Annotated in this window: 15 protein-coding genes; 8 read left to right on the top strand and 7 right to left on the bottom strand. The window is 69.5% G+C overall.

The features are described 5' to 3' along the window. Positions 1-54: 54 nt before the first annotated feature. Positions 55-2,157: a PhoX family protein gene (locus ACIBTS_RS41970; protein WP_399326196.1), complete on the bottom strand. Its 2,103-nt coding sequence runs from the start codon at positions 2,155-2,157 to the stop codon at positions 55-57. Positions 2,158-2,423: 266 nt separating this feature from the next. On the opposite strand from ACIBTS_RS41970, the gene ACIBTS_RS41965 reads away from it, so the two are divergent. From ACIBTS_RS41965 to ACIBTS_RS41950, 4 genes are all read left to right on the top strand, one after another. After that, positions 2,424-4,235 carry a VWA domain-containing protein gene (locus ACIBTS_RS41965; RefSeq protein ID WP_399326194.1) on the top strand — a complete coding sequence of 604 codons (1,812 nt, stop codon included), beginning with the start codon at positions 2,424-2,426 and terminating at the stop codon, positions 4,233-4,235. A 147-nt stretch (positions 4,236-4,382) separates the two neighbouring features. Next, positions 4,383-6,107, top strand: a complete 1,725-nt coding sequence (gene metG, locus ACIBTS_RS41960) for a methionine--tRNA ligase (protein WP_399326192.1) — start codon at positions 4,383-4,385, stop codon at positions 6,105-6,107. A 143-nt stretch (positions 6,108-6,250) separates the two neighbouring features. Beyond that, the gene (locus tag ACIBTS_RS41955; protein WP_399326190.1) at positions 6,251-6,733 is read left to right on the top strand and encodes a hypothetical protein; all 483 of its coding nucleotides are present in this window, start codon (positions 6,251-6,253) and stop codon (positions 6,731-6,733) included. A gap of 108 nt (positions 6,734-6,841) precedes the next feature. After that, the gene (locus ACIBTS_RS41950; RefSeq protein ID WP_399326188.1) at positions 6,842-8,830 is read left to right on the top strand and encodes a pentapeptide repeat-containing protein; all 1,989 of its coding nucleotides are present in this window, start codon (positions 6,842-6,844) and stop codon (positions 8,828-8,830) included. Between the two features lie 47 nt (positions 8,831-8,877). On the opposite strand, the gene ACIBTS_RS41945 is transcribed toward ACIBTS_RS41950, so the two are convergent. Further along, the gene (locus tag ACIBTS_RS41945) at positions 8,878-10,221 is read right to left on the bottom strand and encodes a polysaccharide lyase family 1 protein (RefSeq protein ID WP_399326186.1); all 1,344 of its coding nucleotides are present in this window, start codon (positions 10,219-10,221) and stop codon (positions 8,878-8,880) included. Positions 10,222-10,420: 199 nt separating this feature from the next. Here ACIBTS_RS41945 and ACIBTS_RS41940 point away from each other — a divergent pair, with 199 nt between their 5' ends. Together ACIBTS_RS41940 and ACIBTS_RS41935 are read left to right on the top strand one after the other, a co-directional pair. Further along, positions 10,421-10,786, top strand: a complete 366-nt coding sequence (locus ACIBTS_RS41940; protein WP_399326184.1) for a PH domain-containing protein — start codon at positions 10,421-10,423, stop codon at positions 10,784-10,786. Positions 10,787-10,814: 28 nt separating this feature from the next. Continuing rightward, positions 10,815-11,492, top strand: coding sequence for a nucleotidyl transferase AbiEii/AbiGii toxin family protein (locus tag ACIBTS_RS41935; RefSeq protein WP_399326182.1), 678 nt, complete (start codon positions 10,815-10,817; stop codon positions 11,490-11,492). Between the two features lie 533 nt (positions 11,493-12,025). Here ACIBTS_RS41935 and aspS read toward each other — a convergent pair. Beyond that, positions 12,026-13,789, bottom strand: coding sequence for an aspartate--tRNA ligase (gene aspS / locus ACIBTS_RS41930; RefSeq protein WP_399326180.1), 1,764 nt, complete (start codon positions 13,787-13,789; stop codon positions 12,026-12,028). Between the two features lie 178 nt (positions 13,790-13,967). Here aspS and ACIBTS_RS41925 point away from each other — a divergent pair, with 178 nt between their 5' ends. Continuing rightward, positions 13,968-16,169 (top strand): SpoIIE family protein phosphatase, encoded by a 2,202-nt coding sequence (locus ACIBTS_RS41925; RefSeq protein WP_399326178.1) that lies wholly within the window; start codon positions 13,968-13,970, stop codon positions 16,167-16,169. On the opposite strand, the gene ACIBTS_RS41920 is transcribed toward ACIBTS_RS41925, so the two are convergent. From ACIBTS_RS41920 to ACIBTS_RS41905, 4 genes are all read right to left on the bottom strand, one after another. Continuing rightward, entirely contained in the window at positions 16,127-17,245 is a 1,119-nt protein-coding gene (locus tag ACIBTS_RS41920) for an AI-2E family transporter (protein ID WP_399326176.1), read from the bottom strand. The two genes, ACIBTS_RS41925 and ACIBTS_RS41920, sit on opposite strands and share 43 nt — an antisense overlap. A 472-nt stretch (positions 17,246-17,717) precedes the next feature. After that, positions 17,718-18,698 carry a pirin family protein gene (locus tag ACIBTS_RS41915; RefSeq protein WP_399326174.1) on the bottom strand — a complete coding sequence of 327 codons (981 nt, stop codon included), beginning with the start codon at positions 18,696-18,698 and terminating at the stop codon, positions 17,718-17,720. A 117-nt stretch (positions 18,699-18,815) separates the two neighbouring features. Next, entirely contained in the window at positions 18,816-20,759 is a 1,944-nt protein-coding gene (locus tag ACIBTS_RS41910; protein ID WP_399326172.1) for an Ig-like domain repeat protein, read from the bottom strand. Positions 20,760-20,978: 219 nt separating this feature from the next. Next, positions 20,979-21,461, bottom strand: coding sequence for an SseB family protein (locus ACIBTS_RS41905; RefSeq protein WP_319337746.1), 483 nt, complete (start codon positions 21,459-21,461; stop codon positions 20,979-20,981). Between the two features lie 219 nt (positions 21,462-21,680). On the opposite strand from ACIBTS_RS41905, the gene ACIBTS_RS41900 reads away from it, so the two are divergent. After that, the gene (locus ACIBTS_RS41900; protein ID WP_399326169.1) at positions 21,681-23,507 is read left to right on the top strand and encodes an acyl-CoA dehydrogenase; all 1,827 of its coding nucleotides are present in this window, start codon (positions 21,681-21,683) and stop codon (positions 23,505-23,507) included. Positions 23,508-23,597 lie beyond the last annotated feature (90 nt).

Raw genomic sequence — 23,597 nt, 5'->3', positions numbered from 1 at the left:
GTCCTAGCTTGATCTTTAACGCCTGACGTCGAATGGCAGGCGTTAAAGATCAAGCTAGACGCCGATGTCGTCGCCGTCCGCGCGCCACACCGCCACCACCGACGGGCGCACGATCTTCCCCGCGCCGTCCGGCCAGGTACTCGCCGGCTTCTCCACCGAGGCGCCGTCCGCCTCGCCCGGGTGCTGCACCGCGACCAGCACCCGCCGGTCCTGGATGACCGGACCGCAGGTCTCCGCGCCGGTCGGCACCGTCAGGAACTGCTTCAGCTCACCGCGCCGCGCACCGCGCGTGGCGACGCCGAACAGTCCGTCGTGCGAGCCCAGCTGACTGCCGTCGGTGGAGATCCACAGGTTGCCGTGCGGGTCGAAGGCCACGTTGTCCGGGCAGGAGATCGGGCTGACGTCGTCCTTGGGGAAGCCCGCGAAGTACGTCGCCGGGTCGTCGGGGTCGCCGGCGACGAGGAACAGCGACCAGGCGAACGTGGTGCTCTCCGGGCGGCCGCGGCGCTCGGTCAGCTCCAGGATGTGCCCGTGCTTGTTGGCGTTGCGCGGGTTGGCCTCGTCGGCCTTGGCGTTCGCACCGACACCGCGGTTGGCGTTGTTGGTGAGGACGACGTACACCTTGCCGGTGACCGGCGAGGGCTGGATGTCCTCGGGCCGGTCCATCTTCGTCGCGCCGACCTTGTCACCGGCGAGGCGGGTGAAGACGAACACCTCCTCGGCGCTCATCCCCTCGACATGCGAGACGGCGCCCTCGGCGGTGGCGGTGGCCAGCGGGATCCACTCGCCGCTGCCGTCGAACTCACCGTCGGCGGGCAGCTTGCCGGTGCCGTCGATCTCGACGGCGGGGGAGTCGCCGGTGAGCCGGGCGACGTACAGCGTGCCCTCGTCGAGCAGGGACAGGTTGTGCTCGCGCACAGCCCGGCTCGACCCCTTCTTCATGCGCTTGCTGCCGACGAACTTGTAGAAGTAGTCGAACCGCTCGTCGTCGCCGGTGTAGACGACGGGCCGCCCGTCGTCCGTGAGCCGCACGGTCGCCGCCTCGTGCTTGAAGCGTCCGAGGGCGGTGTGCTTGCGGGGCGTCGACGTCGGGTCGTACGGGTCGAACTCGACGACGTACCCGAACCGGTGCACCTCGTTCGGCTCCTGAGCGACGTCGAAACGCTTGTCGAAGCGTTCCCACTTGCGCTCGGTCGCGCCGGTGCCGATCCCGTACCGCTTGTCGGTGGCGCGGCTGCTGTTGGCGAAGTACTGGTTGAAGTTCTCCTCGCCGTGCAGCGTCGTGCCCCAGGGGGTGGTGCCGCCGGAGCAGTTGTTGAGCGTGCCGAGGACCTTGGTGCCGGTCGGGTCGACGGACGTCCTGAGCAGGTCCGACCCGGCGGCGGGGCCGGTGAGCCGGAACTCGGTGGTGGCGGTGACGCGCCGGTTCAGGTGGTGGCGGGGGACGGCGGTCAGCTTCCCGGTCCGCCGGTCCTCCTCCACCACGACGGCCGTCAGACCGTGCGCCGCCCAGGCGACCTCGACCTGCTGCCGGGTGGGGTTGGCGGGGTCGTAGCCGCGGAACATCAGGATCTCGTTGGTGTACTCGTGATTGGCGACGAGCAGCTGCCGCTCGCACTCACCGGGCAGGGGCAGCAGCGCCAGGAAGTCGTTGTTGTACCCGAACTGTCCGGCCTGGGCCGCGGCGGTCTGCTTCTCCGGGTCGAAGACGGGGGCCCCGCGCAGAATGGGCTCGCCCCAGCGGATGACGACGTTCTGCCGGTACCCGTCGGGGACGGTGACCGCGTCGGCGGTGTTCGGCGCGACGGCGGTGAAGCGAAGCCCGCGAGCGCTCTTGCCGGACAGATTTCCGGCAGGCTTTCCGGGATGCCCGCCGGACGTCGTCGCCGCCGCGCCCGGCGTGGCGGCGGCGGCCGGCAGCGCGCCGGCGACACCGGCCGTCCCGGCGGCGGCCGCGACGGTGACGACCGCCGCGGTGCGCATCATGGCGCGGCGGCCGAGCGCCCCGACGATGACGTCACCGACGTATGCGTTGTCGCTGGTGTTGGGCACCTCGTGGAAGCAGGCGTCACCACACCGGAAACGGCAGGTCATGGCGGATCGCCCGCCGGGATGCGAGCCGGACGGAGTCCCGATGATCGGCAGTAGCTTGCGCACCTTTACTCTCCCCTTGCGTGCCCTTGGTATCAGCGTGACCGTAGGGGTACGCATGTGCGGATGCGCTGCTGCGGGATGAACGGAAAGTGAATCCCCGGCCGCCAGAAGGGTGTTGAGCTTGCGCGGAGGGGGTGCCGAGGCGGTATTGACACACCCGGATTCCTTACACTCACCCCTGCCCAAGATCACCACCCGGGGCCGCTAACCTTACGTGTCCGTCCTGGCCAGGGATTTACGGGCTTCAACTCACGCGAAGGGTTGCGCACATGGGCATTCTCACTCTCCTGCGGAACGCGTTCGGACGGTCACGCAAGGAGCGGGCCGCCGAGGCGGAGGGTGCGGAACAGGTTCCTTCGCAGGAACAGACCGCTTCCGAGGAGCGGGACCAGCACTCGAACAACACCGCCGTAACGCCGCCGGTCTCGACGCCGGAACCGACGGTCCCGTCCCCGTCCCCCTCCCCCGAACCCACCCCGACGGCCCAGGTCCCGGAACCCCGCCCGGCAACCAAGAACGAACACGACCTGGTCGCAGCAGCCTTCAACAACGTAACGGTCCCCAAGCCGACACGGTCCACAGAGACGGCCGAGGCCACGGAGGCGGCTACGAACGCGGCCGAGGCCGTGGAGGCGTCTACGGCCGAGGAGACGAAGGCTGAGCCCACCTCCGAGACGGAGGCCGAGACTGACGCCGAGGCGGCAGCTGAGGTCGAGGTAGCGGCTGAGCCTGAGGCGCCGGCTGCCGCTGAGGCTGAGGTGGCAGCTGAGGCCGACGCGAAGGTGGCGGCTGAGCCTGAGGTGGCGGCCGCCGCTGAGGCTGAGGTGGCAGCTGAGGCCGACGCGAAGGTGGCGGCTGACGCTGAGGCGGACGCTGAGGTGGCAGCTGAGGCGGACGCCAAGGAGGACGAGCCGACGCCGAAGGCCGAGGCGGTGACCGAGGAACCGACCTCGAATGAGCCGACGGCCGAGGCCGAGGCGGCGCCCACCCCGGACGAGCCGACGGCCGAGGCCGATGAGCCCACGGCGGACGTCGAGGCCGAGGCGGAGCCGGAGGCAGCCGCGGAAGCGGTGGAGCCGGAGGCCGAGGCCACGGCTGAGGAGCCCGAGCCGGAAACCGTTCCGGGAACGGAGTCGGAGCCGCTCGCAGAGACGGCGCCCGAACCTGCCGCGGAGCAGCCCACGCCGGAAACCGACCCCGAGCCGGTCGCAACCGCGACGGCGGCGGAACCGGAGACCGAGCCCGAACCGGCGGCCGCCGAGCCGAAGCAGTCCGCGCTCGCCCCCGTGGCCGAGGCGGAGCCGGACGGGCCCGCGGCCGCCGACGGCGAGGAGGTCCCACAGGGGCCGCCCGCAGCCGACGACGAAACCCGCACGGGCGGTGCGGGTGGGAACACGACGGCCGAAGGCGAAGCCGAGGCCAAGGACGACGCCCAAGCCCCGCAGGGCCCGCAGGGCCTCGCCACCGCCTACCAGGCAGCCGCCACCGCCCTGGAGGCAACCCACCTCACCGGCACCCGAGCGAAGCTCTACCTCGTGCTGGACCGCTCCGCGAGCATGCGCCCGTACTACAAGGACGGCTCCGCCCAGGCCCTCGCCGAGCAGACCCTCGCCCTCGCCGCCCACCTGGACCCCGAGGACACGAAGGTCCCCGTCGTCTTCTTCTCCACGGAGGTCGACGGCACCGCCGACCTCACCCTCACCGACCACGAGAACAAGATCGACGACGTCCACGCCGGCCTCGGCCGCATGGGCCGCACCAGCTATCACGTCGCCGTCGAAGCCGTCCTCGCCCTGCACGAGAAGTCCTCCGACCCGACCGCCCCCGCCCTGGTGGTGTTCCAGACGGACGGCGCGCCGGACGCGAAGACCCCCGCCACCCAGTCCCTCACGGAGGCGGCGAAGAACCACCCCGCCGTCTTCTTCTCCTTCGTCGCCTTCGGTGACCCGGAGAACAAGGCGTTCGACTACCTCCGCAAGCTGAAGCTGGCCAACACGTCCCACTTCCTGGCCGGCGAGACCCCGCGCGAGCTCACCGACGCGGAGGTCTACGAGGGCATCCTGGCGACCTGGCGTCCCTGACCTCGTAGATCACCCGGGCCGCCCCTTCCCACCCCTTAAAACGGGAGGCGGGCGGCCCACCCATGTCGGCTACGATTTCAAGTTCAAGGCCCACAAGAACACCACCGCACGACACGCCCCGCACGACCGACCTGGGAGCAGCCCCCGATGGCTCGACACCTCATCACCAGCGCCCTTCCGTACATCAACGGAATCAAGCACCTGGGCAACATGGTGGGGTCCATGCTCCCGGCGGACGTGTACTCCCGCTACCTCCGCCAGCGCGGCCACGACGTCCTGTACATCTGCGCGACCGACGAGCACGGCACCCCCGCCGAGCTGGCCGCGAAGGAGCAGGGCCTCCCCGTGGCGGAGTTCTGCGCGCAGGCGCACGACGCGCAGAAGGCCGTCTACGACGGCTTCGCGCTCGCCTTCGACTACTTCGGCCGGAGTTCCTCCCCGCAGAACGTCGAGATCACCCAGCACTTCGCCCGCCGCCTCAACGAGAACGGCTTCATCGAGGAGCGGGCGATCCGCCAGGTGTACTCCCCGACCGACGGCCGTTTCCTCCCGGACCGCTACGTCGAGGGCACCTGCCCCCACTGCGGCTACGACAAGGCCCGCGGCGACCAGTGCGAGAACTGCACCCGCGTCCTGGACCCGACCGACCTGATCAACCCGCGCTCGGCGATCTCCGGCTCCACCGACCTCGAGGTCCGTGAGACCAAGCATCTCTTCCTCCTCCAGTCGAAGCTTCAGCACGAGGTCGAGGAGTGGGTCTCCCGCCATGAGGCGGACTGGCCGCAGCTGGCCTCCTCCATCGCCCGCAAGTGGCTGACCGAGGGCCTGCACGACCGCGCCATCACCCGCGACCTCGACTGGGGTGTCCCGGTCCCGGCCGACACCTGGCCGGAGCTGGCGGCCGAGGGCAAGGTCTTCTACGTCTGGTTCGACGCCCCGATCGAGTACATCGGCGCGACGAAGGAGTGGTCGGACCTCGACCCGGCAGGCCGCGACTGGAAGTCCTGGTGGTACGAGGCGGACTCCGGCGAGAACCCCATCCGCTACACGGAGTTCATGGCGAAGGACAACGTCCCGTTCCACACGGTGATGTTCCCGGCCACCGAGCTCGGCGTGCGCGAGCCGTGGAAGAAGGTCGACTACGTCAAGGCCTTCAACTGGCTGACGTACTACGGCGGCAAGTTCTCCACGTCCCAGAAGCGCGGCGTCTTCACCGACCAGGCCCTGGACATCCTCCCGGCCGACTACTGGCGCTACTTCCTGATCGCCAACGCCCCCGAGTCGGACGACTCGTCCTTCACCTGGGAACACTTCACCGCCACGGTCAACAAGGACCTCGCCGACACCCTCGGCAACTTCGTCAACCGCGTCCTGTCCTTCTCCAAGAAGCGCTTCGGCGAGGAGGTCCCGGCGGGCAGCGCGCCCGGCGAGGCGGAGACGAAGCTCGGGGAGCAGATCGCGGAGCTGCTGGCCGAGTACGAGTCGCAGATGGAGGCGCTCCAGTTCCGCAAGGCGGCCGCCGCGCTGCGCGCGCTGTGGTCCGCGGGCAACTCCTACCTGGAGGAGAAGGCCCCCTGGCTGGAGATCAAGACGGACAAGGACGGCGCGGCCCTCACCCTGCGCACGGCGATGAACCTGATCCACCTCTACGCGGTGGTCTCGGAGCCCTTCATCCCGTCGACGGCGAAGACCGTGCGCGAGGCGTTCTCGCTGCCCGACGACACCGCGACCTGGGTCACGTCGGACGAGGCGAAGGCCCTCGCCTCCGTCCCCGCCGGCACCCCCTTCACCGTCCCGCCGGTCCTCTTCGCCAAGCTCACGGACGAGGACCTTCAGGCGTACAAGGAGCGCTTCGGCGGCACCGAGGGCTGACGACGACTCGGGCGATGATTCCTCCTCGTGCGCGCCGCGCCGGCCCCGCAGGCGCGGCGCGCATAAAGGAGAAGATGTAGAGGAAAACGCGAAGGGCTTCCCCCCGCTTCGGCATGTATTCGCCAAGCCGTATGGTTTCCGCCATGGAGGTCCCCGAGGTCATTCCGATCGCCTACCAGCCGAAGCACCGCACCGAGTCCATCGGACGGTACGCGGACGGCCAGTTCCTCGCGTCGGTCACATACGCCTTCCCCCAGGGTTTCCGCCTCGACGACGGCTGGGAAGAGCACAAACGCCTCTACACCGTGCTGCACACCTTCGACGCCGACGGCTACTACCGCGACTCGGACATCTGGTGCGCCGGCACCTGGGCGGCGCAGCAGCGCGCCCCGCACGGCGAGGACTCCGTCCTCACCCGGGCCCGCGTCCGTCTGGCGACGCTGCTGCGCAGCCTGCCCCGCCGCTCCTACACGGACATCGCGATCCGCCCCTTCCAACTCACCTACGAGAACGTCCTGTTCGGCCTGGTGATCAGGAAGGACGAGGACGAGGGCGAGCACTGGGCGGAGCTCTACCCGGACCGCCTCGCCTTCGCCGAACCGTGGGACGGCACGTACGACACCTGACGGGCGGGTGCCTGTCGGAGAACCCGGGCCTCACGGCGCACGCCATGGGCATACTCCACCTGGCACTTGTTCGAGGCAGTAGTCGGGGGGCGGGCGAACGCGGTGGACTTGACGTCCTGGGCTGACTGGATACGCGCCTTCCTGGGTGCGACGGTGGCGTACGCCATGACGATGGGGGTATGGCGGCTGGTCGCGAGGGCGGCCGCCTTCCGTGATCCGCACCGGCACACGGGACGCCGGATGGCGCTCGTGCCGCGCCCGGCCGTCCGGCCGCACACACAGGACCTCCGTCGCCGGCTACGCGGCGCTCTGACGGTGCGCCGCTATCTGGGGGTGCCCGCCGCGCCACCGTCCGACCGGCTGCTGCGCCCTCTGATGGAGGCGGACCGATCGGCACTCGTGCTGGCGGCGGGCCGCAGGGTGTGGAGCCTGGCGGCGCCGGTCGCCCTCGCCCTGTGCGGCTCCCTGCTCGGGGCCTGGCTGATCGTCGGCCAGTACTTCTACGACGGTCCGATCATGGAACTGCCGGACGTCCACTCCTCCTTGGACCAGCTTCTCGGCGGGGACGGCTGGTACGACCAGAGCAGCGAGGACTGCGCCTCCTGGTCCCTGCTGACCGGCTGCGAGGCGGAGGCCGGGCCCTGGTGGAACGGCGTCGAGGAGGGGCCGCTCTTCGGGTTCGCCCTGGCGCTGCCCGTCGCGGCGTGGCGCCTACGGCGGGCGGCGCTGCGGAGTTTCGCCCTTTGGGCACGGCAGGAGCCGCCCCTGTTGGCCTGCCTGGACGCGCTGACCGCCTGCCGCGACGTACTGCGGGCGACGGTGACGCCCCCGGCAGCGACCGTCCTCGATCTGCGCGTGGCCGAACTCCGCGCCGCGCTCAGGGACTTCGCCCAGGACGGTCTGCCCATCGACGGGGACCGGCGGGCCGAACTGGAGGCGCACACCGGGCGCGTGGCCGCGACCCTGGCGGAGGCGTCGGGGCAGGTCCTGCGCGATGGGACCTCGGCGCTGTCTGCGCTCACCGGTCTGCTGGCCACCGTTCAGGACCGGCTGCACGCCGGCCGGTGGTTCGTCCTGCTGGAACCCGCCCAACTCCTCCCCGCGCCCACGCCCCCGCCCGGGCCGGGCCCGGCGCCCGCGTCGGCGGCCGCCCCCGGCGGCGAGACGACCCGCTGGCAGCGCTACATGTGGGTCGCCACGGCGATGCCGACGATTCCGGCCGTGCTGGCGCTCGTCTTCACCGCCGTGACGATCACCCAGGCCGACGAGACCCTCGGTCTCACGAGGCGCGAGCAGGTGGCCACCACCTACAGCGACACCGTGGACAGTCTGGGAGACGACTCGATCGATGTCAGGATCAGCAGCATCTACGCCCTGCAGCGCATCATGCGGGATTCGCCGAGCGAACAGCCCGCGATCGTCAAGATATTGGGCGCCTACGTCAGGCAGCACGCGAAGATGCCCGCCCAGAAGACCGCGGACCGGCTGCGCAAGGACCCGAAGACCCGTCCTACCGAGGACGTGGCGGCCGCCCTCGAGGTGCTGGGGTCGCGCACACAGGTGGTGGACGGGGAGTCCTACATCAACCTGCGCGAAACCTTCCTGGTGGGCGCCGACCTCTCCAGTCTGGACTTCACGAATGCGGACATGCGAGACGCCGATCTGAGCCGGGCCGATCTGCGCGAAGGCGTCTTCGACACCGTCTGGTTCGACAAGGCCAGGATGGAGGGGGCCATGTTGAGTTCCGCCACGTTCCTCAACGCTCAGTTCACCGAGACCGACCTCACCGGCGCCTGGCTGGACGGCGCACAGTTCATGGGCGCGCAACTGACCGGCGCCGACCTGACCGGCGCGCAGGCGATGCCTGCGGACAACGGAGCCATCACCCAGTTCGACGGGGCCGAGCTGGCCGGCGCGAACCTGTCGCGGGCGGACCTGACGAGCGCGTCTTTGACAGGTGCCGACCTCGGGAAGGACGACACCCATCCGGCGGCGATCGTCACGGGCACGAATTTCACCGAGGCCGACCTCACCGCAGCGCACCTTGAAGGCGTCGACCGGCGTTCCGCCGACTGGACGGACGCCGTTCTGCCATGAACAGGGGTGAGGGGCCCGCGTACGTACGGGCCCCTCCCTTCGAACCCTTAGGACAGCACGCCCGCGCCCGTCGTCGTCGCCAGCGACGTCGGCAGGTTCTTGGCCGAGGTCTCCAGGCCCGCTGTCAGGGTCGGCGTCCAGTTGACGGTCGTCTTCAGGTCCTTGGACGAGGCGGCGTTGTACGCGGCGACGACGTCCGTGACCGTGCCGTTGACGAGGTTGCCGCCGCCCTTGACCGCGCCGGTGCCGTCGCCGCTGAGCAGCTTGGCGACCTTGCCGCCCGTCGGCAGCTTCCAGTAGTTGTCCTCCGCGACGACCTGGGCCTTGGCGCGGGAGTTGATGCTGTACTGCGTCGCGTAGCCGTTGAGGGTCGTGACGTCGTAGAAGTTGTTGTAGATGTGGACCTGGCCGACGCGGGCCAGCGGGGCGCGCTGGACGATGCCCTTCCAGATGTTGTGGTGGATGGAGACGCGCAGCTTGCCGGCGGGCTCGCTGTCGCTGCTGCCGATGAGCATCGTCTTGTCGTGGTTGGTGAACTGGTTGCGGGACACCGTCACCAGGTCGGAGCTCTTGGTGATGTCGAGCGCGCCGTCGTGGATCTGGTACTCGCGGCCGTAGTACTTCGGGTTGACGCTGTCGAAGTGGGCGGCGTCGGTGAACGTGTTGTGGTCGGCCCACACGTGGGTCGCGCCGCGCAGGGTGACGGAGTCGTAGTTGGAGTTCCAGTTGCCCTTGTCGCCGTCGGTCGGGTCCCACTGCGGGAAGCAGTCCTCGGTGGCGGAGAAGTTCAGGTTGCGGACGATGACGTTGTCCACGTTCTGGATCTGGAGCGTGCCGCCGGAGATGCCGGCCTTGGTGCCGGGGACGCCGACGACCGTCGTGTTGGCGGGAACCTTGAAGACGACGTTCTTCGCCTGCTTGGTCTGCGCGGCGGCGCGGGCCTTCTCCTGGGTTCCGGAGGGCAGCTTCGACCGGCCGTAGGTGGCGGGGTCGTACGCCTTGAGGTACGAGGCGAGGGAGTAGCCGGTTCCTGCCGCGTAGCTCGCACAGGTCAGCTTCTTGCCGGCGTCGTCGGTGTTGGCGTCGATCGTTCCCTTGATCTTGATGATCCGGGGTGCGGTGTCGGACACCGAACCCAGCGCCTTCACCAGCTGGGCGCGGGTGGAGACGGTGAAGGTGTGCGCGGCGTCGGCCTTGGAGCCACCGGTCGTGCCCGTGCCGGAGGAAGCCCAGCCGTCCTTGGCGGCGAGCGTCTGGTGGTACAGGTCGACGGTCCCGGCGTTGGCGTTCATCACGACGACGCCCGCGCCGACGCCCGCGGCCACGACGGCGGCGGAGACGACGAGGGTGCGGCGCGAGCGGAGGGACCGGCGGTGGGAGGGAGCTGCCACGGGGGATCCTTACGGGAAGGAGCGGGTTTACGTCCTGTCAGTGGTCGCCGTCGTGTGGCGAGTTGCCGCTCGTCGAGGATTTTTTCTCCCGCCCTGTCCGTCACCCGAACAAACGTCTTCATGATTCCCCCACCTGCCCCTTAAGGTGCCGCGAGGGGGGCAAACGCCGTCCATGGGGCCGAAATTGGGGGGACCGTCCATGGCGCTCTTCGGGAACGCGCATCCGATCGACGCCGGTCAGGCGCAGCAGGACTACGCGCGTCTGCTGGGCCAGGGCGAGCACGTACAGGCCGCCTACCTGCTGATCCGCGACACCATCATGTTCACGGACCGGCGGCTGATCCTGGTCGACAAGCAGGGGATCACCGGCAAGAAGACGGAGTACCACTCCATTCCGTACCGCAGCATCACTCACTTCGCGGTGGAGACCGCAGGCACGTTCGATCTGGACGCGGAGCTGAAGATCTGGGTATCCGGCTCGTCCGTGCCGATCGAGAAGACGTTCACGAAGGGCGTGGACATCTACGAGGTGCAGGCGATCCTGACGCAGTTCGTGGCGAAGTAACACCTCCGAGGGCTGCTACGACTACGGGGTGGACCTTCTCCAACCCCATCTGCGGCTCCTCGCCGAGGTTTTCGACGCGGCCACGCCCACGGCCTCGTGGGCGCTGGCCGGCGGTTACGCCCTCCAGGCGCACGGGCTGCTCCAACGCCCGCACGGCAACGTGGACTTGGCAACGGAGAGCGCGGAGCCGATGCCCCGACTCGCCGAGACGCTGAGCGCCGCACTCACCTCCGGGGGCCGTCACGAGGCGACACTCCAGGACACGGACCTACTGTTCGCACACCTGACCGTACGGGACGGTACCGGCGACACGATCCTCCATCTGGCCCTGCACAAGGAAACCTTTTGGAGCCCGCCCGTCCCGACGTCGTACGGGCCCACGCTCAGCCTCCAGGACGCGGTGGGCACGAAGATCCGGGCGCTGTACGACCGCGGGCTGGCCGTCGACCTGATCGACGCGCGGGCCGCGGCCGCCCGCTTCACCCACCCCGACCTGGAAGAACTGGCCCGCCGCCATGCCCGCGACGACTTCGACCTGCCCACCTTCCAGACCCGGCTGGAGGGCACCGACCACTACCCGGACACCGCGTTCACGGAGTACGGCCTGACGGAACCCGACATCGCCGAGCTGCGGGCGTGGGCCCAGTCCTGGTCGACGGACATCGCGGAACGCCTGCTGGAGGAGGGGGCGTCACCGGACGAGTGAGACGCCCCCTCGCCGGCCGAGCCGGGTTCAGCCGGCCGTGTCCGAGGTGCCGTCATGCGTCGCGTCGGGCTCGACACCCATGGTGATGGAGCCCGCAGGTGTGCGCATCACTTCCTGCACGGAAATCGGACTCCTCGACGACTGGCTCGAGCGGGCCGGTACGGTCGAGGGCGCGGATGTTCACCTTGTCGGAGTCAGGCTCCCGGCATTAGGGCCTGTCGTCACCGCAAACACCCCCACCGTCCCCGGCTCCGTCCCCGGCTCCGTCCCCAGCGCCGCCCGCGCCGCCCGAAGGTGCTCGAGGCCCTCCTTCGCCAGCCGCGTGACCTGTGTGTACTCCGCCGCCGTGTGTGCCGCGGCCAGCCGCGTCCGGGCCTCCCGGTGGCACTCCGCCGCGTGGGTCAGCGAACGGCCCGCCGCCTCGTCCGCCCCCGCCCACGCAGTTGCCGGGGAATGGGAAAGTGGCCCGGAACCGACGTCGGTTCCGGGCCACTTTCCCATTCAGCTTCAGCTACGCGGCGACTGCTTGCCCGCTACTTCGGCTGCGGCTTGCGCACCGACAGGTGCAGCTCCCTCAGCCGGGCCTCCTCCAGCTCCGTCGGCGCGCCCATCATCAGGTCCTGGGCGTTGCCGTTGAGCGGGAAGGAGATCGTCTCGCGGATGTTCGGCTCGTCCGCGAGGAGCATGACGATGCGGTCGACGCCCGGCGCGATGCCGCCGTGCGGCGGGGCGCCGAAGCGGAAGGCGCGCAGCATGCCGGCGAACTTCTCCTCGACGGTCTCCCGGTCGTAGCCCGCGATCTCGAACGCCTTCAGCATGATCTCCGGCTCGTGGTTCCGGATCGCGCCGGAGGACAGCTCGACGCCGTTGCAGACGATGTCGTACTGCCAGCCCAGGATGTCCAGCGGGTCCTGGGTCTCCAGGGCCTCCAGGCCGCCCTGCGGCATCGAGAACGGGTTGTGCGAGAAGTCGATCGCGCCGGTCTCCTCGTCCTTCTCGTACATCGGGAAGTCGACGATCCAGCAGAAGCGGAAGACGCCCTCTTCGAAGTGTCCGGCGCGCTTGGCGGCCTCGACCCGCACCGCGCCCATGATCTTCGAGACCTCGTCGAACTCGCCCGCGCCGAAGAACACCGCGTGACCGGCGGCCAGCGACAGGCGCTTGGTCAGCTCGGCGACGTTCTCCTCGGTCAGGAACTTCGCGATCGGGCCGGTCAGCGAGCCGTCCTCGGCGACGCGCACCCAGGCCAGGCCCTTCGCGCCCTGCGATACCGCGAAGTCACCGAGCTGGTCGAAGAACTTCCGGGGCTGCGCGGAGACGTCCGGCACGGGCAGCGCGCGCACGTGCTTGCCGGCGAAGGCCTTGAACTCCGAGCCCTCGAAGACGTCGGTGATGTCGGCCAGTTCCAGCTGGGCGCGCAGGTCCGGCTTGTCGGAGCCGTACTTCAGCATCGACTCGCGGAACGGGATCCGCGGGAAGGGCGAGGTGACGTGACGGCCGTTGCCGAACTCCTCGAACAGCTCCGTCATGAGCTTCTCGATCGGCTGGAAGACGTCCTCCTGCTCGACGAAGCTCATCTCGACGTCGAGCTGGTAGAACTCGCCCGGCGAACGGTCCGCACGCGCGTCCTCGTCACGGAAACAGGGGGCGATCTGGAAGTAGCGGTCGAAGCCCGAGATCATCAGCAGCTGCTTGAACTGCTGCGGAGCCTGGGGGAGGGCGTAGAACTTGCCCGGGTTCAGGCGCGACGGGACGACGAAGTCGCGGGCTCCCTCGGGGGAGGTCGCGGACAGGATCGGCGTCGCCATCTCGTTGAAGCCCAGCGCCGTCATCTTGTGCCGGATGGCCGAGATGACCGCCGTCCGCAGCATGATGTTGCGGTGCATGCGCTCACGGCGCAGGTCCAGGAAGCGGTACTCCAGACGCCGCTCCTCGTTGACCCCGTCCTCGGTGTTGATCGTGAACGGCAGCGGGGCGGCGGCGCCCAGCAGCTCGACCTCGCCGACCTCGACCTCGACCTCGCCGGTCGGCAGGTCCGCGTTGACGTTCTCCGTACCGCGCGAGACGACCTTGCCGTCGACGCGGACCGTCGACTCCTTGGTCAGCTTGTCGAGAGCCTCGTACGCGGGCGTGCCCGGACGGGCCACGAGCTGCGTGATGCCGTAGTGGTCGCGCAGATCGATGAAGAGGATGCCGCCCAGGTCGCGCCGATTGTGCAGCCAGCCGCTCAGCCGGACGTCGGTGCCGACGTCAGAGGCGCGGAGCTCGCCGCAGGTGTGGGACCTGTACCGATGCATCGTCGTTCATCCAGTCTTCGCGGATCGGGGGCACGTTTCACGTGAAACAGAGCACGCTAACAGGGCAGGTTTCACGTGAAACAACCCCCAGGGTACCGGGCAGTCACTGATCACCTCCCCTCAATACCGTTGCGGCGATCAGTGGCACTTGTCGATCGCATGTTCTTAAAGTGGGGCAATGCGCACTGGCGAGCCTCTGCCCGCCGTGGGGGAGGTCCTGGCCTCCCTCGCGACCGGCCTGTGGCACTGGAGCACCGCCACCGGACTGGTCACGGTCGATGCCGAGGCAGCCCGGCTGCTCGGGCTGCCCGCCGAGGAGACGGTCCTCACCGAAGCCCAGACCCGGGCCCGGCTGCACCCCGTGGACTGGAACGAGATCACCGGAGTGATCCCGCTCGCCGTCGCCGAGGGCACCCTCGCCGAGGTACGCATCCGGATCATGGACGACCGGGGGCGGGTCGTCCGGGTCGTTCGCAGCCGGTCCAAGCCGTCCTTCGACAAGGCGAAGAAGGCGTACGAGCTGATCGGCACCCTCCAGGAGGTCACCGAGCCCCGCCCGGGCACCCCCGCCGGGCGTACCGCCGTCACCGGTGACTGGCGGCGGGCGCGGGAGGCGTTCCTGTTGGACGCGGGCCGGGCGCTGGCGGAGGCACGGTCCACGGAGGAGGTCCTCAGGGTCGCGGCGGGCCTGTCGATGCCGGGCTTCTCACCGGACGGGCTGGCCGTCTTCGGCGTCACGGGCGACCGGCTGACGATCATCGGCCACCACGGGCAGCAGCCCGGCGACGAGGATCCCTTCGCCCAGATGTCCATCCATACGGACTATCCGGCCGCCGAGGTCGTGCGCACCGGCCGGGCCGTGTATCTGTCCTCCCCCGAGCGGTACAAGGAGCGCTACCCGCTCACCTGGCCGCTGGCCTCCCACTTCGGCCGCCAGTCGTGGGCGTTCCTGCCGCTGACGGTGGCGGGCCGCACGATGGGCGCCTGGATGGCCGGCTTCACCTACCCGGTGGCGTTCACCCCGGACGAGCGGTCCGTGCTCACGACGGTCGCGCGGATGCTCGCCCAGGCGCTGACCCGCGCGGGCGCGGCGGAGACCCAGCGCGAGCTGACCGACGGCCTGCAACGCTCCATGCTCCCGACCCTCGGCCCCGAGATACCGGGCATGACCCTCGCCGCCCGCTACATACCGACCGGCGGCGGCCTCCAGGTCGGCGGCGACTGGTACGACATGATCCCGCTGCCCGGCGGCACCCCCTCCGGAGGAGGCAGATTCGCGCTGGTCATAGGGGACGTGCAGGGTCACGATGTCCGCGCGGCGGGCCTCATGGGCCAGCTGCGGATCGCGCTGCGGGCGTACGCGTCCGAGGGGCACCGCCCCGATGCCGTCCTCTCCCGCGCCTCCGGCTTCTTCCACGGCATCAACCACGCCGCGGACCGCGAGAACGGCGAGAACGGCGAGGACGGCGAGGACGGTGCCGGTCTGCGCTTCGCGACCTGCCTGTACATCGAGGTGGACCCGGAGACGGGGGTCCTGGAGGCGGCGCGGGCCGGCCATCTGGACCCGGCGATCCGGATGGCCGACGGCACGGTCCTGGTCCACGCCACGGCCGGCGGACTCCCGCTCGGCATCGACCCGGACGCCGACTACCCCACCACCCGGCTCGCCCTGGAACCCGGCGAGGCGCTGATGCTGTGCACCGACGGCCTGCTGGAAACGGGCGGCCACGACCTCGACACGGGCTGGCGGCGCATCCGCAAGACCCTGGAGGCGCACGAGGGGGATCTGGAGGAGCTGGCCGACGCCCTGGTCCAGGCGGTGCACGGACCCTCCTCCCACCACACCACGGGCCCCCTGGCGGACCGCCGCGAGGACGACATCGCCCTCCTGCTCCTGTGCCGCCAGGGCGAGGACGGCAGCGGCCCGGGTTCATCGGCTGCTTCGGTCCCGGTTCGGCGGCCTGTACGCCGCTCGATGCTGACGGTCGCGCAGGCCGAGCCCGAGCAGATCGCCGTGGCCCGGCAGCAACTGCGCGAGCTGCTGCACGACTGGACCTGCGCGGACCAGGTCGACACGGCGGTCCTGCTCGTCTCCGAGACCCTGACCAACGTCCTCGTCCACACCGACGCCGACGCGCTGCTCGTCGCCGAGGTCACCGGCGCGGCGGGCGAGCGTCGGCTCCGCATCGAGGTCACCGACACCAGCGACGACCTCCCCCACAAGCGCCGCCCCGGCGAACTGGCCTCCTCGGGCCGCGGCCTGGTCCTCATCGAACTGCTCGCGGACACATGGGGCGTGGCGCCGAGGGGCGAGGGCAAGAGCATCTGGTTCGAAATCTACGAGCCCGGCGACTCAGGGGATTCAGGCCGACCGGGCTGACCGGGCTGACCGGGCTGACCGGGCTGACCGGGCTGACCGGGCTGACCGGGCTGGCCGTAACGCTCACGCAGCTCGTACGCCACCCCGAAGGCGGCGGCCGTGACCGGCACGGCGAGGAGCATGCCCAACACGCCTGCCACCGAGGCCCCGGCGGTGATGGCGACCATCACCACCGCCGGGTGCATCTGCACGGTCCGGCTCTGGATCACCGGCTGCAGCACATGCCCCTCCAGCACCTGCACGGCGAGCACCACTCCGAGCGCCCACAGGGCGATGACGAACCCCCGGTCGGCGAGCGCGACCAGCACGGCGACGGCACCCGAGATGAAGGCGCCGAGATAGGGGATGTAGGCGCCGACGAAGACAAGCGCGCCGAGCCCGACGGCACCTGGCACATCGAGGACGAGCAGCCCGACGGTGATGCACACGGCGTCGATGAAGGCGATGAAGGTGGTTCCCCGCATGAACCCCTCGACGGCCCGGAAGGCCCGCCGGGCGATGGCCTCCAGGATGTCGGCACTCCCCCCGGGGGCGACGGAACGCAGCACGCCGACGAACCGATGCGAGTCCCGCAGAAAGAAGAAGACGAGGAACAGGGCAAGCACAGCAAGGGCGATGCTCTCCCCGACGACGCTCACCCCGCTGACGACATTGGACGCGGCCGTCCCGCCGAACTTGGTCAGCAACTCCTTGGCGTTGGAGGCGAGATCGTCGAGCGAGGTCCCGGCAGCACCGAACCGCCCGGCGAGATCCTGCCCCGCCTCCTTCAACGAGGCGACGATCTGATCCCCCGTGTCGACCAGGGCCGCGACGACGATATAGACAGCCCCGCCCACCACACCGGCCACGGCGACACAGGTGAGCCCGGCCGCCACAGCCCGAGGCACCCCCGCCTTGACCAGCTGCCGATACAACGGCCCGAGCAGTGCGGTCCCGAGCAACGCGAGCAACACGGGCGTGACGGCTGCCCGCAATTCCGAACAGAGCCGAATCCCCACGTACCCGACGCCGGAAACAAGCAGGACGACGGCACACCAGGCGGCCAGCCTGCGAACGGGGACGGGGAGCAGGTGCACGGCTCCAGCGGATCACGGGGGCAGCGAGCTGTCCTGCGGGGAACACCCGCATGGGTGACGGTTCGTCACCTTGGCGAAGATTCAACACCCTCACCCCTATTGGGTGAACATCCTTGCTGTGGACACCTGTTGCTCGCCGAACCGGTCGGCGGCACACCAGCAGGACGCGATCGACATCAGCGACTTCGTGTTCACGGCGACAGGCGCGCGGGTACGAACAGCGCAGCATCCGGACGGACGAGCAGCTCCTGACCAACTGGAAGACCAGGAACCTCGTCGTCACCGAGGACATCCACACAGTGGCCGCCCACCTGGCCCCGGCATTGCTGCACGGCGGCGCCGACTAGGTGGGCCGCGCTCCGGACGGCGCGGCGTTCTACGTGCTGCCGTAACCCGGTAGCACCGATACAAGACAGGCCCGAAGTCGCAAAACGGAGTTGCGGCTTCGGGCCTGCTCGTAAGCTATCGGAACTCAGGCGGTCTGCGGGCCGCCCTCCGTCATTCCGTGCACCGCCGGGATCGTGCCCAGTCGGCCCTTCTGGAAGTCCTCGAACGCCTGCTGAAGCTCGTCCTTGGTGTTCATCACGAACGGGCCGTAGTGGGCCATCGGCTCACGGATCGGCTGGCCGCCAAGGAGCACGACCTCCAGGTCCGGGGTGTGGGAGTCCTGCTTCTCGTCCGCGCGGACGGTCAGCGAACCGCCGGCGCCGAAGACCGCAGTCTGGCCCAGGCGGATCGGACGGCGCTCGGCACCGACCGAGCCCTTGCCCGCCAGGACGTACGCGAGGCCGTTGAAGTCCTCCCGCCACGGCAGCGTGACCTCCGCGCCCGGCGCCACCGTCGCGTGGATCATCGTGATCGGGGTGTGCGTGATGCCGGGGCCCTGGTGGCCGTCCAGTTCACCGGCGATGACCCGCAGGAGCGCGCCGCCGTCGGGGGTGGTGAGCAGCTGGACGTTGCCGCCGCGAATGTCCTGGTAGCGCGGCGCCATCATCTTGTCCTTCGCCGGCAGGTTCACCCACAGCTGGAGGCCGTGGAAGAGACCGCCGGACATGACCAGCGACTCCGGCGGCGCCTCGATGTGGAGGAGGCCCGAGCCGGCCGTCATCCACTGGGTGTCGCCGTTGGTGATGGTGCCGCCGCCGCCCTGGCTGTCCTGGTGGTCGAAGATGCCGTCGATGATGTAGGTGACGGTCTCGAAGCCGCGGTGCGGATGCCACGGCGTGCCCTTCGGCTCGCCCGGCGCGTACTCCACCTCGCCCATCTGGTCCATCATGATGAACGGGTCGAGGTGGCGGTAGTTGATCCCGGCGAACGCGCGGCGCACCGGGAAGCCCTCGCCCTCGAATCCGCTGGGCGCGGTCGTGACGGTGAGCACGGGACGTGCCACCGCGTCCGCCGCTGCGGTGATGCGGGGCAGGGTCAGCGGGTTGTCGATGGTCACTGCGGGCATGTCCGACCTCCTAGGGCGACGTACATCCGAGTTTAGTTGAGCATTGAACTTTCTGCCACCCAGAACGACGAAGGCCCGGAGGACATTCCCTCCGGGCTCCGCCGTCGTTCAGGTGGGTCAGTTGCTGAAGTACAGATACTTCCAGGACCCGATCGTCGTCGCGTTCGCGCTGTCGCCGGACGCGCCGTCGACGTACGACGAGCGCACACGGGCCCTGATGCCGGACTCACCGGGGGCGCCGAGGTTCACGGCCGACTTCCCGTTCGGAGCGAGGGCGAAGTACTCCGAGCCCGTCGTGTACCAGGCGCCCTGGAAGTAGACCTGCAGCTCGAGGCGCTGCTTGCGGCCCGGGTAGTAGGACATGGCCGTGGTGATGACCGGGGCGGTGTTCTTGTGGAACCAGTAGTACGACGTCGAGCCGATCCTGGCCGTCTTGTAGTGCTTGGAGACGGCGGTGGAGACGTTGACCCGGGCGTAGGCCGTGACCTTCACGGTCTTCGGGGCGTAGCGGGCGTCGCCCGCAAAGACCGCGGTGACCGTCGTGTCGCGGGTCATGTCGACGGTCGCGACGAGGTTGCCGGCGGAGTTGACCGTGCCGGTCTTGATCAGCCTCTTGGGCGCGTCACCCCCGTAGGGGTCCGACCAGATCTCGACCTTGCGGCTCTTGTAGGTCGTCCCGAGGTGCGCCGTGAACTTGACGTCGGCGCCGTTGCTGAACACCTTGCCGTTGTTGTTCAGGGTCAGGGCCACGGCCGCGCGGGAGACGGCCACCTTGTCGGAGGCCGAGACCGCGGTGTGCTCGGCGTCGCCGGCGTAGGCGACCTTGTACGTGACCGTGCCGCCGGCCGGCGGGGTGTCCGTGACGGAGTACGTGCCGTCCGCCTTGACCGTGGCGGCCGCCAGCGCCTTGCCGGACGGACTCTCCAGGTCGGTGCGGGTGACCACGAGCTTCGTGCCCGCCGGGAGCGAGACGCTCGCTGAGATCTTTCCGGTGACCGTGAGCGGCTTGGCGCGGGTCGCGGAGGCGGGGGCGTCGGCCGTGAGGGTCGGCACGCTGAGCGCCGGGCCGGTGAACGCCTTCAGGGTGTAGGTGTTGTTCGTGGTGCCGGTCAGGGCGAACAGCCGCGAGGAGTCGGGGGCCCAGGCCACCTCGCCCATCGTCGAGTCGCCCGCGTCGATGCGGCGCACCGGCGTGGCGGCGCCCGGCTTGTAGACGTTCACGTGGCGGTCGTAGACCTGGGCGACCAGGCCGTCCGGCGAGACGTCGCCGAACCAGCCGGTCTCCGAGAGGTTCGTGCCCTCGGAGATCTCCCCGCCGGCGTACGACAGTCGCCGTGTGCCGTTCCACAGCACCTCGGAGGTACCGGGGACGAGGTCGACGTCCGCGAAGGAGCGCCCGGCGTCGCTCTTGGCGACCACCTGCGGGGTGGCGCCCGAGACGTCGAGCACGTTGGTCGCGCCGGGGCTGGTCCCACTGTCGGTGTAGGTCAGCACACCGGGGGCGGCCGGGTCGGCGTCGAGGAGCCCCGAGTTGTAGTACGGGGTGACCGCCTCCGGAAGCAGGCCCAACGTCACGGTGGCGGCCGGGTCGGTGGCTGTGGGGTCGACGGAGCCCAGGTTGCCGTGCCAGGAGTCGTCCTCGCCGATGCTGCGGTACGAGAACCACAGGCGTCCGCCCGTGAAGGCGACGTCGTGCGGGAGGATGCCCTCGCCGAGGGCGTAGGTGGACCTGACGGTCAGAGTGGCCGCGTCGAGCGCCACGATCGCGTGTGTCTCGGGCAGCGCCGCGTAGAGGGTGGCGCCGTCGGCCGAGAGCGCGAGGTCGCTGAGCTCGCCGAAGCCGACGTTCAGATCGACGAGGGCGCCGTTGTAGTCGGTGGCCAGGATGCGCCCGCCCGCCTGATCGCCCACGAAGACGCGCTGGAGCGCGCCGTCCGCGACGAGGCCGACGGGCGAGGTGAGGACGGCCGTGGCGGCCGAGGCGGTGCCGGCCGCGGCGATGCTCAGGGCCGCGGAGCTGACAAGGACCGCGAGTGCTGTCGCGGCCGAGGTGCTGCGCATGCGCACAGTGATGAACCCCCACAAGAGAACCCGGTGATCTCCGGGTGATGAGAGCGCCGCGCGGCACCCGGACGTGACCGCGTGAGAGCGGTGGCGTCCGGGGCGCGGCTGCCTGGGGCAACTCTATGGCATGCCTGTGACAACCCGAGAGGGAAATTCCACCCGCCCCGGAGTCTCCCCGGGGGGCCGGGGACCGCGGTCTCAGAGGGCAGGGACCGCTCAGCCGTACATCCGCCGCATCGCGAACTCCACCATCTGCTCGACCGCCTTGGCGTCGAACACCATGCGGTGCTCGCCCTCCATGTCGAGGACGAAGCCGTAGCCGGTGGGCAGCAGGTCGATCACCTCGGCGCCGGTGATCACGAAGTACTTGGACTCCTTGCCCGCGTACCGGCGCAGTTCCTTGAGGGAGGTGAACATCGGGATCACCGGCTGCTGGGTGTTGTGCAGGGCGAGGAAACCGGGGTTGTCGCCGCGCGGGCAGTAGACCTTGGAGGTCGCGAAGACCTGCTGGAAGTCCTCCGCGGCGAGCTGACCGGTGGTGAAGGCCCGCACCGCGTCCGCGAGGGACGGCGGAGACGGCTCCGGATAGAGCGGCGGCTGCTGGCCGTACCCGCCGTGGCCGCCGGGCATCTGCTGCTGCGGCGGGGCGTACTGCTGCTGTGCAGCACCGCCGTCCATGGGCTGGCCGTATCCGTACATGGGCGCAAGCGTACCGAGACGGGCTGCGCGGCGAAGGGGCGGGCGATTCAACTATCGGTCGATACGAAAACGTCGGGGTAGACCCTTCTCACACTTGGGCGAGTAGGGGTTGCGACTTATTACCGGCGGGTAGCATCATCGTAGGTACTTGCTACTTGTTGGTATGTGAACTAGCGCGAGGTCCAGTCCCTCGCCGAATCTCTCTACGGAGCCGTCGCCATGGGGCACTACAAGTCGAATCTCCGCGACATCGAGTTCAACCTCTTCGAGGTGCTCGGGCGCGACAAGCTGTACGGCACCGGCCCGTTCGAGGAGATGGACACCGAGACCGCGAAGAGCATCCTCGAGGAGATGACCCGCCTCGCGGAGAACGAGCTGGCGGAGTCCTTCGCCGACGCCGACCGCAACCCGCCGGTCTTCGACCCGGAGACCAACACCGCGCCGGTTCCCGCGTCCTTCAAGAAGAGCTACAAGGCCTTCATGAACTCCGAGTACTGGCGGCTCGGCCTGCCCGAGGAGATCGGCGGCACCACCTCGCCCCGCTCCCTGATCTGGGCCTTCGCCGAGCTGATCCTGGGCGCCAACCCGGCCGTCTGGATGTACTCCTCGGGCCCCGCGTTCGCCGGCATCCTCTTCGAGGAGGGCAACGACGTACAGAAGAAGATCGCCCAGCTCGCCGTCGAGAAGACCTGGGGCTCCACCATGGTCCTCACCGAGCCGGACGCCGGCTCGGACGTGGGCGCCGGCCGCACCAAGGCGGTCCAGCAGGAGGACGGCTCCTGGCACATCGAGGGCGTGAAGCGGTTCATCACCTCCGGTGAGCACGACATGGAGGAGAACATCCTCCACTACGTCCTCGCCCGCCCGGAGGGCCACGGCCCCGGCACCAAGGGCCTGTCCCTCTTCCTCGTCCCGAAGTACCTCTTCGACTTCGAGACCGGCGAGCTGGGCGAGCGCAACGGCGTGTACGCGACGAACGTCGAGCACAAGATGGGCCTCAAGGCGTCCAACACCTGCGAGATGACCTTCGGCGACCAGCACCCCGCCAAGGGCTGGCTGATCGGCGACAAGCACGACGGCATCCGCCAGATGTTCCGCATCATCGAGTTCGCCCGCATGATGGTCGGCACGAAGGCGATCTCCACCCTGTCGACGGGCTACCTGAACGCGCTGGAGTACGCCAAGGAGCGCGTCCAGGGCCCCGACCTGGCGAACTTCATGGACAAGTCCGCGCCCAAGGTCACCATCACCCACCACCCGGACGTGCGCCGCTCGCTGATGACGCAGAAGGCGTACGCGGAGGGCATGCGCGCGCTGGTGCTCTACACGGCCTCCGTCCAGGACGAGATCCAGGTCAAGGAGGCGGCGGGCGAGGACATCAAGGCGCTGGAGGCCCTGAACGACCTGCTCCTGCCGATCGTCAAGGGCTACGGCTCCGAGAAGGGCTACGAGCAGCTCGCCCAGTCGCTGCAGACCTTCGGCGGCTCCGGCTTCCTGCAGGAGTACCCGATCGAGCAGTACATCCGCGACGCCAAGATCGACACCCTGTACGAGGGCACCACCGCGATCCAGGGCCAGGACTTCTTCTTCCGGAAGATCGTCCGCAACCAGGGCGCGGCACTGAACTCCCTCGCCGAGGACATCAAGAAGTTCCTCGCGCTCGGCACCGGCGGCGAGGAGCTGGCGGGCGCCCGCGAGCACCTGGCGAAGGCGGCCGTCGAGCTGGAGGCCATCGTCGGCCTGATGCTGACCGACCTCGCGGCCACCGAGCAGGACGTCAAGAACATCTACAAGGTGGGCCTGAACACCAGCCGCCTGCTGCTGGCCTCGGGTGACGTGGTCGTCGGCTACCTGCTGCTGAAGGGCGCCGCGGTCGCCGCCGAGAAGCTGGAGACGGCCACGGCCAAGGACCGGGCGTTCTACACCGGCAAGATCGCGGCGGCGAAGTTCTTCGCGGCGAACGTCCTGCCGGGCGTCACGCTGGCCCGCAAGATCGCCGCGGACGTCGAGCTGGACGTGATGGAACTGGACGAGGCCGCGTTCTAGGGCGTGTTTCGAAAGTAGCGTCGTCCGCCCGGAGGGCGGGGCCCGCGGCGTCTGGTGCGGTGCATCGCAAGGCGGAGGGTCGTCCGCGTA

Origin of the sequence: Streptomyces sp. NPDC050121 (genome assembly GCF_044460385.1) — a bacterium.
GTDB lineage: Bacteria > Actinomycetota > Actinomycetes > Streptomycetales > Streptomycetaceae > Streptomyces > Streptomyces soliscabiei.
The sequence above is the reverse complement of the archived record's forward strand: the minus strand, read 5'-3'. Positions and strand labels throughout refer to the sequence as shown.